This window comes from Mycolicibacterium diernhoferi, from assembly GCF_019456655.1.
GTDB classification, from domain to species: domain Bacteria; phylum Actinomycetota; class Actinomycetes; order Mycobacteriales; family Mycobacteriaceae; genus Mycobacterium; species Mycobacterium diernhoferi.
Genome location: NZ_CP080332.1, coordinates 2,920,511 through 2,933,262, shown reverse-complemented (window position 1 = coordinate 2,933,262; position 12,752 = coordinate 2,920,511). Strand labels below are relative to the sequence as shown.

General features: G+C 69.2%; 4 protein-coding genes and 1 pseudogene. All 5 read right to left on the bottom strand.

Going from position 1 to position 12,752, the window contains the following annotated elements; translation table 11 throughout:
- Positions 1–9: 9 nt before the first annotated feature.
- The gene (locus K0O62_RS13865; RefSeq protein WP_073854813.1) at positions 10–1,761 is read right to left on the bottom strand and encodes an AMP-binding protein; all 1,752 of its coding nucleotides are present in this window, start codon (positions 1,759–1,761) and stop codon (positions 10–12) included.
- 59 nt (positions 1,762–1,820) lie between these two features.
- A complete protein-coding gene (locus tag K0O62_RS13860) occupies positions 1,821–3,182 on the bottom strand; it encodes a hypothetical protein (protein ID WP_097933518.1) in 1,362 nt (453 codons plus the stop codon).
- 14 nt (positions 3,183–3,196) lie between these two features.
- The gene (locus K0O62_RS13855; RefSeq protein ID WP_073854811.1) at positions 3,197–4,561 is read right to left on the bottom strand and encodes a wax ester/triacylglycerol synthase domain-containing protein; all 1,365 of its coding nucleotides are present in this window, start codon (positions 4,559–4,561) and stop codon (positions 3,197–3,199) included.
- Between the two features lie 32 nt (positions 4,562–4,593).
- Positions 4,594–6,072 (bottom strand): condensation domain-containing protein, encoded by a 1,479-nt coding sequence (locus K0O62_RS13850; protein ID WP_079244270.1) that lies wholly within the window; start codon positions 6,070–6,072, stop codon positions 4,594–4,596.
- A 61-nt stretch (positions 6,073–6,133) separates the two neighbouring features.
- Positions 6,134–12,369, bottom strand: a pseudogene (pks2, locus tag K0O62_RS13845) (sulfolipid-1 biosynthesis phthioceranic/hydroxyphthioceranic acid synthase).
- Positions 12,370–12,752: the final 383 nt, after the last annotated feature.

Below are 12,752 nucleotides of genomic sequence, written 5' to 3'. Positions count from 1 at the left end.
GCCAGCTGCTCAGGCGGTGGGCACCTTGTCGTCGAGCCGGGCGAACTCCTGCTTGCCGTATTTCTCCACGCATGACTGCCGGCGGATCTTGCCGCTGGTGGTGATCGGGATGGAGCCGCGCGGCACCAGCACCAGATCGGCCGCGCTGATCCCGTGGATCTGGGACACCGCAGAGGCCACGTCACGCTTGATGTTGAGGAAGTTCTCCAGGACGTCGTCTTCGGTCTCACCGCGCTTCTTGACCTCGATGATCGCGACGAGCTGCTCGGTGCGGTCCTCCTCGACCGCGATCGCGGCGACGCGGCCACCGGTGATCTCCTGGATGGTCGCCTCGATGTCGTCGGGGTAGTGGTTGCGCCCGCGCACGATCAGCAGATCCTTGATCCGGCCGATGATGAACAGCTCGCCTTCGGACAGGAAACCGAGATCGCCGGTCCGCAGCCACGGCCCGGCCGGGGTGCCCTCGGACGGACCCTCGATGTGGCCGCCGAAGGTGTGCTCGGTCTGCTCGGGCTTGTCCCAGTAACCGAGGCAGTTGTTCTCGCCGTAGGACCAGATCTCGCCGATCCCGCCGGCCGCGATCTCCACCCGGGTCTCCGGGTCGACGATGCGCACCAGCGGTTCCACCGGGCGGCCATAGCCGACCAGCTGGGTGCCGCTGCCGTCGGTGGTGCGCTCGGCGACACCGGCGGACAGCTTGTCCGGGTCGAAGGACACCACGCTGGGCGGGCCGGGCTCGCCGGTGGCCACATACAGCGTCGCCTCGGCCAGACCGTAGGACGGGCGCAGCACCGACTCGGAGAAGTTGGCCTTGGCGAACCGCTGCGCGAAGCGCTTCAGCGTGGCCTCGTGCACCCGCTCGGCGCCGCTCCAGACGGCGATGACGTCACTGAGATCGACCCCGGCCAGGTCCTCGTCGGTGGTCCGGCCGGCGGCCAGTTCGAACGCGAAGTTCGGTCCGGCGGTGACCACCCGCGAGTAGCTGCCCATCAGCTGGATCCAGCGCGCGGGCCGGGCCAGGAAGGACAGCGGCGTGGTGAACACCGTGCGCCAACCGCCGAGGATCGGCGCGACGATGCCCAGCATCAGGCCCATATCGTGGTAGAAGGGCAGCCACGACACCACGTGCGCACCGGCCGGCGGCACCTTGCCGAAGTGCGGGAAGAAGTCGCACATCATCTGCTCGAAGTTCGAGGTCAGGTTCCGGTTGGTGACCATCACGCCGGCCGGCGTGCGGGTGGACCCGGAGGTGTACTGCAGATACGCGGTCTCGGGCTTCACCTCACGGCTGGACAGCGCCTTGCGTCGGGCGTCCAGGTCCAGCGCGTCGACCTCGATGACCGTGGCCGCTGCCGCGTCGTCCGAACCGGCCGCGTACTCGGCGACCGTGCCGGCCACCGCCGAGGTGGTCAGGATGATCGACGGCGCCGAATCCCTGATCACCGCGGACACCCGCTCGTCGTGCTGGCCGATCATCGGGACCGACAGCGGCACCGCGATGATGCCGGCCTCCAGCGAGGCCAGGAAACCGATCACGTACTCCAGTCCCTGCGGCGCCAGGATGACCGCACGATCACCGATCTGACCGTGTGCGCGCATCTCGACGGCCAGGTTGCGCACCCGCCGGTTGAGCTGCGCCCAGGTCAGGGTGGTGGCGACACCGTCCCACTCGTGGTCGTAGTCCATGAAGGTGTACGCAATGTCCTCGGGCTGCAGGCTCGCGCGTTCACGGAGCACGCCAATGAGGGAGGTATCGGACATCGGGTGTGTGCCTTTCTCAGCAGTTCTTCTGCAAGAACACGCTCAATCGGTAAGCAGTATTAAACGAAGACAGCGGTCAGGTCGAATTCCGCCAGTGTCTCGGCGGTCAGATCGCGCAACCGCGACTTCGAGTTCTCGGCCCCCGACTGGTAGGCGACGATGCCGATGATGATCTTGCCACTGATGCGGCCGGAGACCACGACCAGCTGACCGTCTCCCTGCTCGAGTTCGCCGCGCGGAGTGGCCTGGTCGACGCCGTAGAAGGCGGTGTACTCGGCCTCGGTGCCGTCCACGGTGGTCAACACCGGGGGCAGATCGCCCATGTTCGAACACACCACCGGCATGTCGTCCGACGCGATCATCATGTCGGCGACCTTCTTCACCAGCCGCTTGGGTACCAGCGGGGTCAGGGGCATCAGATCGAGGATCTCGTTGGGCTGATCCTTGGCCGACTTGAGCGCGTCCCGCAGGACGTTGCGGGTGGGCCCCAGGTCCGTGGTCATCTCGGTCGGATCGACCTTCGCGTTCACCAGTGTCATCGCGTTGGCCCGGACGTCGGTCTCTGAGGTGCGATCGGAGATGGCGATCAGCAGCGAGATGTTGCCGTCGGGGTTGCGCCGGCCCATCCGCTCCCCCAGCTTGGCGCTGAACCCGGCCAGCATCGAGTAACCGTTGCCGCCCAGAGACTCGGCGCGGGCGTCCCACTCCGCCAGATCCACGTACGCGGTGATCGCCGGCACGATGACGAGTTCATCCGGATTCGCAATGGCGCGAACGGTTTTGGGCTCGGCCGGCGCCGCGGCCGGCGCCCCGTCACCACGCAGCACCTTGACCGCCTTGCGGGCCGCCCGGCCGATCTCGGGGAGTCCGAGCAAGGTTTCTCGCAGATCCGCGGCGATGGCCCGGCCGCGGCGCCGGGACAGCGGCGGCGGGTAGCCGATGTCGACCTTGGCGCCGGCGACCGCGGTGCCCACCGCCAGCAGCGCTGCCACCCCGTCGCCCAGGCAGTGCGAGCCGACGACGGAGATGCCGGTCACGCCGCCGTCGAACGCCTGGACCGCCATGTGCCAGCCGGGGCCGTTCTCCGGGTCCACCGGGACCTGCGCGAACCGGTCGGCCCAGTCGCTGACCTGCTCGCGCGGCAAGGGATCGGTGTTGACCTGCAGCGGCGCCGCCGGACCGAGCGCGGACACCCAGCGGTAACGGCCGAACGGCAGCGGTGAGCGCTCCACCCGGCGGCCGGCCATCCCGTAGCCGAAGTTGCGGTAGAACTCCTGCACCGCATCCATGTTCACCGGATGCTCGTAGACCCAGACGCACTGGATGAGCTGCACGCGGCCGGTCGCCCGGTTCGCGCGGACCAGCGCCTCGTCCCACAGGGTGAGCCGGTTGTCGGCCAACCTGACATCGTCGATCGTCAAAGCCCGTCCCCTTGCTACTCGATCACGCCGGACAGACCGAAGTCGGCCAGCGTCTTCTCCAGTTCGCCGCGCAGCCATGCCGTGGAGTTCTCCGCACCCGGGGCGTACGCGGCGAAAGTCAGTGTTTCGGTGCCGTTGATCCGGCCGGCGACCACGGTCAGCAGGCCGCACCGTTGTTCGAGGGCGTGCCGGGTCGCTACCCGGTCGATGCCGCGCAGGAAGACGAAATCGGCTGGGGCGCCGTCGATGTCGGGCAGGCCCGGCGGGACGTCGCCCATGTTGGAGCAGGACACCGGCAGTTCGGTGGAGAAGCCGAACGCCACATCGGCCATCTTGCGCACGGCCCGTTTCGGGGTGAACGGCGTCAGTGGCAGCAGTCGCAGGTTCTCGTCGGGCACCTCGCGGGCGGTCCGCAGACCGTCCCGCAGAGCGGCGCGCGCCTCGGTCAGGTCGGTGGTCACCTTCGCCGGGTCGATGGCCAGGTTGACCAGCACCACCGCGTTGGCGCGGGTGTCGTCGTCGCCGGGCCGCCGGTCACCCTGCGGAATGTTGAGGGTGACCATGCCGTCGGGTCCGACCCGCCCGATGTGCTGGGCGAGCTTGGCGACGAAGCCGGCGACCAGCGAATGGCCGTTGCCGCCGAGTTCGGCAGCGCGGCGGTCCCAGTCGTCGAGTTTGACGCAGACCGTCGCCGACGGGGTGAAAACCTGGTGGTCCGGGCCGCTCACCGGCGCCGTGACGGCCCCGGACTTCGTCAGTTCGTCGCGGCGGCGGGTGAGCTGGCGGACCGCTTCGACCAGTGTGCGGCCGACCTCGGGCAGCCCGCGCACGGTGGCCCGCAGGTCCTCGCGCAGTGCCCGGCCGCGGGTCCGCGAGCCCGGCGGCGGATAGCCGAAGTCGAGCCGGCGACCGTGAATGGCGTTCACCATGGTCTGCAACGCGCCACCGCCGTCGCTGACGCAGTGCGAGATCACGATGCTGACGGCGGTGGAGCCGTCGGTCATCGGCAGCACGCCGACGTGCCAGGCCGGGCCGTGCTCGGGATCCAGTGGCAAGGTGGCGCGTTCATCGATCCAGCGGCCCAGTTCGGCGCGGTCGCGCTGCTCGTCGAAGGCCAGCTCGGTTTGCGGCCCCAGCGCGGAGACCCAGCGGTGCCGGCCGAACGGCAGCACCGAGCGTTCGATCCGCCTGCCCAGCAGGCCGTAACCGATACCGTCGTGGAAACGCCGGATGTTGTCCAGATCGACCGGGCGCTCGTAGATCCAGACGATCTGCATGACGGCTTCCTGGCCGGTCGCGCGCAGACCCAGGAACATCGCCTGATCGGTGAATTCGAGCCGGTCATCGAACCCTGCGGGATCTGTGACGGCACGCGTCATCGCGGCGGTACCTCCGTTGCCAAGGTCAGCGATCAGGCCGTCTTCAGGTCCAGGCCGACCGTATCGGCGGCGATGGCGGCGGCGGCGACATCGCGCCCCTCGACCACGCCCACGTATACGGCCTTCATGGCCAGCAGGTACCGCATCACCGATTCACGGGCGATCGGATTGCTCGGGAAGGCCGCGGTCACCGTGGTCTCCTGCTCCACCCGGTTGACCCACATGCCGACCTGGTAGGCCGACCGGGAATCGCTGTAGATGGTGCCGTTGAGCCGCTGCCATTCGGCGATCACACCGGGCGACAGCAGGCCGACGTCCAGGTAGGACAGCATCGGTACCCCGGCGTCCGGGGGGCGCAGGCCGTGCGTTTCGGCACCGAGCTCGAGCACCCGCTCGACCGGCACGTGCGCCAACTCGGTGCCGGCGTCGAAGGACTCCTGGGCCGCACGCGCGATGTCGCCGAAGGCGTCGGCGTCGACCGGCACCGTGATCGGCACCAGACCGGTGAACCAGCCGGTGGTCATGAACTCCGCCGGGGTGCGGCGGGTGGTCGTCGGGGTGATGACCCGGTACGTGGACTCGCCGGTGATGGCGGCGTGCGCGATCGCGCCGCAGGCGAACACACCGCCGCTGAACCGTGCGCCGGCCGAGATGCAGGCCTGCTCGAAGCGGTCGCCCTGCTCCTTGTCCAGCAGCGAGATGGTGATGACGTCACCGGAGTACGGCACCGACGGGTCGCCCAGCGGCAACGGGAACGTCGGCAGCGTGCCGCCGTTGTGCTGCAGGAACTCGATCCAGTCGCGGACCTCGGGCGATTCCGCAGTCAGCTTGGACACGTACTCGTGCTGCTCACGGCAGTAGGTGTCGTAACTGCCGGGCTCCGGCAGCTTCAGCGGGGCCGCGCCCTCGACCAGCGTGTTGTACATCATGTGGATCTCGACGAACGCCAGACCCATGAACATGGCGTCGGTGTGCACGTGGTCGACGCTGATGTACACCGTGAAGTGGTCGTCACGCTGGATGATCCCGATGTGGAAGCAGTCCCACACCCAGGGGCTCGCGGTGGCCAGGATGTGGTCACGCCACTCGGCCGCCGACATCTCGCCGTGCTCGGTGGGCGTGAACTTGATGTCTCGTGGGTTGGCGAGGGTGTGCCGGACGATCTTGTCGGCCAGCCCCTTGCCCGAGTCGCTGTCATCCTCGTCGCCGGTGTACTCGAACCAGCTGTGGAACGTGTCGTGCCGGCGCAGGTAGGCGTTGATGACATGGGTCATCGCGCGCACATCGCAACGGCCCGGGATGTCCCAGGACGGGATGTTCAACCGGGCCATGTCGGTGCCCGACGATTCGTGCCTGCGGTAGGCCAACAGGTGCTGCGCCTGCTGGTAGCTCACCGGGACATCGCTGACCGGAGCGTCCTTGACCTTGGCGAGCGTGGCCCGCGAGGGATGCCAGGAAATCACCGAACCCGGTTCGCCGATCCAGTCATGGATCGGTTTCATCGCAACCACTATTCATCTCCTGCTTCGACGACGCCCGACCCCGGATTGTGCGACGTTGCGCAACCCGTGATCATGACGGAACCGATACTTCGGAAGGTGCCAGCACATCGCACAAACGATCGGCGAGCACCCTGATCGTGGAAATATCTGTCGATCCGATACGAATACCTGTCTCCGCCTCGATGCGGGTGCGTACTTCCAGCGTGCCCAGCGAGTCCAGACCGTACTCGGCGAGCGGACGGTCCGGATCGACCGCCCGGCGCAGGATCAGGCTGATCTGCTCGGAGATCATCCTGCGCATCCGTGCCGGCCATTCGTCCCGCGGCAGTTCATGCAACTCTGCAAGGAATGCGCTGCCGGTGCTGCGTTGCCCCGACGACTGGAACGCCTCGGCGAACTTGCTCGTCTGGGCGAATGCCGCCAGCCACGGTGTGCCCACCACGGGCGCGTACCCACTGTAGGCACGATCGTGCCGCAGCAGCATCTCGAATGCAAAGGCGCCCTCGTCGGGCTCGATGGCGGCGTCGCTGTTCTCGGCCATCGCCGCGCCCGCGCCGATCTCCGCCCACGGACCCCAGGCGATCGCGGTGCTGGGCAGGCCCTGGCTGCGACGCCAGTGCGTGAACGCATCGAGCCAGCTGTTGGCCGCGGCGTAGGCGCCCTGCCCCGGTGAGCCGACCAGCGCGGCCGCCGAGGAGAACACGCAGAACCAGTCCAGCGTCTGCTTCGCGGTGGCGCGGTGCAGGTTCAGCGCGCCGTACACCTTGGGCGCCCAGTCCCGCTCGACCAGTTCATCGGTGATGTTGGGCAGCGCGGCGTCCTCGACCACGGCGGCACCGTGCAGCACCCCGCGCAACGGCAGTCCGGTCGCGCAGGCCGCGACGACCAGCCGGTCGGCGGTGTCCGGCTCGGCGATATCGCCCAGCTCGACCTCCACCTCGGTGCCGGACCGGCGGATCCGCTCGATGACGTCCTTGGCCGCCGCCGACGGTGCCGACCGCCCGTTCAGGATGATCCGGCCGGCGCCGGAACCGGCGAGCTTCTCGGCCAGGAACAGGCCCAGCCCACCCAGGCCGCCGGTGACGACGTAGGCCGAGTCGGACCGGGCAACCCGAGCTTCTACGGGCGGTACCACCGCGTTGATCTGACCGCCGTGCGGGATGTCGAGCACCAGCTTGCCGGTGTGCTCGGCCGCGCCCATCACGCGGATGGCGGTGGCACCGTCCTCCAGCGGGTAGTGCGTGGTCTCCGGCAGCGGCAGCACGCCGTCGGCGATCTGCTGGTAGCAGACCTCCAGCAGGCGCCGCAGGGTGTCGGAATCGGTCAGCGACAGCAGCGCCAGGTCGACCGCGTAGAACGACAGGTTGCGCCGGAACGGGAACAGGCCCATCCGGGTGTCCCCGTAGATGTCGCGCTTGCCGATCTCGACGAACCGGCCGCCGAATGACAGCAGTTCCAGGCCGGCCCGCTGGGCGGCCCCGGTCAGCGAGTTCAGCACGATGTCCACGCCGTAACCGTCGGTGTCCCGACGGATCTGGTCGGCGAACGCAGTGCTGCGCGAGTCGTAGACGTGCTCGATCCCCATGCCCCGCAACAACTCTCGACGGGCATCGCTGCCCGCGGTGGCGTAGATCTCGGCGCCTGCGGCACGCGCGATCGCGACGGCCGCCTGCCCCACACCACCGGTTGCGGAGTGGATGAGCACCTTGTCACCGGCCGAGATGCGGGCCAGATCGTGCAGGCTGTACCAGGCGGTGGCGTGTGCGCTGGGCACCGCGGCCGCCCGGTTGGTCGGCAGCCCCGGCGGCAGGGTCACGGCCAGGTTGGCGTCGCAGGTCACGAAGGTCGCCCAGGCGCCGTCGGCGGAGATGCCGCCGACCCGGTCGCCGACCTTGTGCCCGACCACGCCCGGTCCGACCGCGGTGACCACACCGGCGAAGTCCGCCCCCAGCTTGGGCAGCCGGCCCTCGAAGCTCGGGTACCGGCCGAACGCCACCAGCACGTCGGCGAAGTTCAGGTTCGACGCGGTGACCGAGACCTCGATCTGGCCGGGTCCGGGTGCGACCCGCTCGAAGGCTGCCAGCTCCAGGGACTGGATGTCACCGGGCGTGCGGATCTGCAGCCGCATCCCCTCACGCGCCGGGTTGACCACGGTGGTGCGCCGTTCCTCCGGGCGCAGTGGTCCGGGAACCAGGCGTGCGACGTACCAGAGGCTGGAGCGCCAGGCGGTCTCGTCCTCGTCCGAACCGGATACCAGCTGGGCCGCGATCTGCGCCGGATCGGTGTAGTCGTCGACGTCGATCTGGCTCGCGGACAGCTGCGGGTACTCGGTGCCGATCACCCGCACCAGCCCGCGCAGGCCGGCTTCGTCGAGGTTCGCGGAATCCTCGGGCAGCACGGTCTGGGCATGGCGGGTCAGCACGTGCAGACGAGGGGACTCCCCCGGCGTCTCGGGCAACTCGCGCACGATCTTGACCAGGTGGCGGACATTGTCGCCGCCACGCACGCCCGACTGTTCGTCGGTGACACCGTGCCGGGGCGGCGTGACCACCAGGACATCGCTGAACGGCTGGCCGGCCAGCTGCTCACGCAGCCGCGCGGCGTGCGCCTCGTGGTCGGAATGCTGCGGCCACACCATGATGGTGACGTCCACCTCGTGGCTCTTGAGCGCATCGGCCAGCCTGGTGGCCAGCAGATCGGTCGCATCCGAGGTGCTGATCAGCAACCAACGACCGGCGTCGTGGTAATCGACCTCGGGCAGCTCCTGCGGGCGCCACTCGATGGTCAGCAACCGGTCGTTGAAGGTGCGGTCGCGCTGGCCGCTGTCCGAGACGCCGGTGCCCACCCGCAGTCCGCTCACCGCGAGCAGCACCGAGCCGTCCTCGTCCAGCAGATCCAGGTCCACCTCGACGGCGGCCGCGGTCACGCTGACGATGCGGGCGTAGCAGTAGTGCGCGTTGCGGGTGGAACCGTAGGCCCGCAGCCGACGGACACCGAGCGGCAGCATCAGAGTGCCGGTGGTGTCGCTGCGCAGCACCGGGTGTGCGCCGACGGCCTGGAAGCAGGCGTCCAGCAGCGCCGGGTGCACCCCGTAGGCGCCCTGCTGGGAGCGGATCGATCCGGGCAGCGCGACCTCGGCGAGCACCGAATCGGACGGGCCGTCGGACTCCTCGTTGACGTTGACCGCGACCAGGCCGGCGAAGGCCGGGCCGTACTGGACGCCGCGCTGGCTGTACCAGCCGCGCATCTCGGCGCCGTCCACCCGGACCGGGTGGGCGGCGATCACCGCGTCGATGTCGACCGGCTTGGGCGCGGTCCCCGGGTCGGTCTCGTCGGCGCGCAGGGTGGCGGTGGCCCGCTTGATCTGCTCGCCCTGAAGGTAGGTCTCGACCGCGAACTCGCGGAACCTGCGCCGAGCACCGTCGCGGTTGCGGACACCTCGGTGTTCTCTTCGAGCAGCAGCAACTGTTCGAAGCGGATGTCGCGCACCTCGCCGGCCTCGCCGTGCACGGTCCGGGCGGCGGCCAATGCCATCTCGCAGTAGGCGGCGCCGGGCAGCGCGGCCACGTTGTGCACCTGGTGATCGGCCAGCCAGGGCTGCGTGTCGGTGCCGACGTCGGCCTGCCAGGCATGCCGTTCCGGCTCCTCGGGCAGTCGCACGTGCGCGCCGAGCAGCGGGTGCACCGCGATGGTGGCGCCGCCGGGAGCCAGCTCGTGCGGATCGCGGACCAGCATGAGTTCGCGGTGCGTCCAGGCCGGCAGCGGGGCGTCGACCAGGTTGCCGGACGGGTAGAGCACCGAGAAGTCGACCTGGGCGCCGGCGTTGTGCAGATCGGCCAGCACCCCGCGCAGGCCGTAGGGCAGCTCCTGCTCGCGGCGCACGCTGGCCAGCGCGGCGTGGCTGATGTCCAGGCTGCTCGCCGTCTGGTCGACCGCGTGGGTCAGCAGCGGGTGCGGGGACAGCTCGGTGAACACCCGGTAGCCGTCCTCCAGGGCGGCCTGCACGGCCGCGGCGAAGCGCACGGCGTGGCGCAGGTTGTCCACCCAGTAGTCGGCGTCCCAGTCGGCGATGTCGCGGGGGTCATACAGCGTCGCCGAGTAGTAATCGACGTCTGGCTCGGAGGGGTCCAGATCCTCCAGCGCGTCGGCCAGGTCGTCGAGGATCGGATCCACCTGCGGTGAATGCGAGGCGACGTCCACCGCGACCTCGCGGGCCATCACGTCGCGGCTCTCCCAGTCGGCGATGAGCTCGCGGATCGACTCCTTGGCGCCGCCGACGACGGTCGACTTCGGCGAGGCGACCACGGACAGCACCACATCGTTGATGCCCCGGGCGGCCAGCTCGGAGAGCACCTGCTGGGCCGGCAGCTCGACCGAGGCCATCGCACCGGAACCGGCGATGGTGGCCATCAGTTTGGACCGGCGGCAGATCACCTTGACGCCGTCCTCCAGCGTCAGGACGCCGGACACCACCGCGGCGGCGACCTCGCCCATCGAGTGTCCGATGACCGCGCCGGGGGCCACGCCGTAGGACTTCAGCGTCGCGGCGAGCGCGACCTGCATGGTGAAGACGGTCGGCTGCACCTTGTCGATGCCGGTGACCGTCACCGAAGACCGCAGTTCCTCGGTGACCGAGAACCCGGACTCCGCGGCGATCAGCGGTTCGATCTCGGCGATCGCGGCCGCGAACGCCGGTTCGCCGGCCAGCAGGCCGGCGCCCATCGCCGCCCACTGTGAGCCCTGGCCGGAGAAGACGTACACCGGGCCGCGATCGTCCTTGGCGACCGCGCCCTGGTACGGCGTCTCGCCGTCGGCGACCTCGCGCAGTGCCGCGATGAGGGACCGGTGGTCGTGCGCCAGCACCGTGGTGCGCACCGGGCGGTGCGCCCGGCGGCGGGCCAGCGTGTAGGCCAGGTCGTGCAGGTCGAGGGTATCGACCCGGTCTGCCACCCAGTCGGCAAGCTTGCGTGCGGTGCTGCGCAGCCCCTCGGCGGAGGTCGAGGACAGCGGGAAGATGTGCGGTCCGTCGGCGGCGGCGGGCTCGGCCGCCGCGGGCGCCGGGGCCTCTTCGAGGATGGCGTGCACGTTGGTGCCGGACAGGCCGTAGGCCGAGACGGCGGCGCGCCGCGGCTGGTCGCCGGCCGGCCACGGTGCGGCCGCGGTCGGGACGTACAGCTCGGTCTTGACCTTCGCCAGTTCCTCGGGCAGCCGGTTGAAGTGGATGTTCGGCGGCACGACGGCGTGTTGCAACGCCAGCACGCTCTTGATCAGGCCGATGGTTCCGGAGGCGGACTGCGCGTGGCCGAAGTTGGTCTTCGAGGAACCGAGCGCCACCGGGCCGCTGCCGCCGTAGACCGCGGCCAGGCTGGTGAACTCGATCGGGTCGCCCACCGGGGTGCCGGTTCCGTGCGCCTCGATCAGGCCGACGGTCGACGCGTCCACCGCGCCGACGGCCAGCGCCTCCTGGTAGACGGCGATCTGTGCGTCCCGGGACGGGGTCGCGATGTTGACGGTGTGGCCGTCCTGGTTGGCGGCGGTGCCGCGGACCACCGCGAGGATCCGGTCGCCGTCGCGCTCGGCATCGGCCAGTCGCTTGAGCAGCACCACGCCGGTGGCCTCACCCGGGACGAAGCCGTCGGCGGCCTCATCGAAGGCGTGGCAGTGCCCGGTCGGTGACAGCATGCCCTGCGCCGAACCCGAGGACAGCTTGCGCGGCTCCAGCACGATGTTCACGCCACCGGCGAGCACCATGTCGCTCTCACCCTCGTGCAGGCTGCGCGCACCCATGTGCAGCGCCAGCAGGCCCGAGGAGCAGGCGGAGTCGACGGAGAAGGCCGGGCCCCGCGCGCCGAGGTGGTAGGAGATCCGGCCGGAGGCCAGGCTGAAGTTGTTGCCGGTGAAGCCGTAGGGCCCTTCGATGGCGTGGGCGTCGGCGGCGACCAGCTGGTAGTCGCCATGGGTCAGGCCCATGAAGACGCCGGTACGCGAACCTTCCAGCGCGGCCGGATCGATACCGGCGTGCTCGATGGCCTCCCAGGCCGTCTCCAGCAGCAGTCGGTGCTGGGGGTCGACGGCGGTGGCCTCGCGGTCGCTGATGCCGAAGAAGTCGGCGTCAAAGCCCGCTACGTCGTCGAGGAAGGCGCCCCACTTGGAGACCGAGCGTCCGGGCACGCCGGGCTCGGGGTCGTAGTACTCGTCGGCATCCCAGCGGTCCTCCGGGATCGTGGTGACGAAGTCCTGACCGTTGAGCAGCGCCTGCCACATTTGGTCAGGTGAGTCGATTCCGCCAGGCAATCGGCACGCCATCCCGATGATGGCGACCGCTGTGACAGGTGTATCAACCACGTAGTTCAAACCTCTTCCAGACGGGTACTGCACACCGAGTTGAGCAGGACTGCGGCAGTGGACCTAGCTGTGGCACCCTTTCGCGCCGCCCAATTTCCCTTCCCGCACCATGCTTGGCTCGTCCGTATGCCGGTAGCGTAGTCGTCTCCGTTGACGAGGTCGTTAAAAACTGAGCAAATCCACACGGCACTCTACAGGCTCAAGAGCCGCGACGCGGAGGCTACACCAGCTACAACAAGATCTTCCAGCAACTTCCCGATAAAGCCGCAACCTGCGGATCCATTGTCTTATTGACGTTTGAGTAAATGTGATACGCCTCACTTTGTCAAGCGCAACATTAGCCA

Bases quoted from the DNA above. Each gene is read 5' to 3' on its own strand.
- K0O62_RS13865 (WP_073854813.1), bottom strand. From the start codon at position 1,761: ATGTCCGATACCTCCCTCATTGGCGTGCTCCGTGAACGCGCGAGCCTG.
- K0O62_RS13855 (WP_073854811.1), bottom strand. From the start codon at position 4,561: ATGACGCGTGCCGTCACAGATCCCGCAGGGTTCGATGACCGGCTCGAA.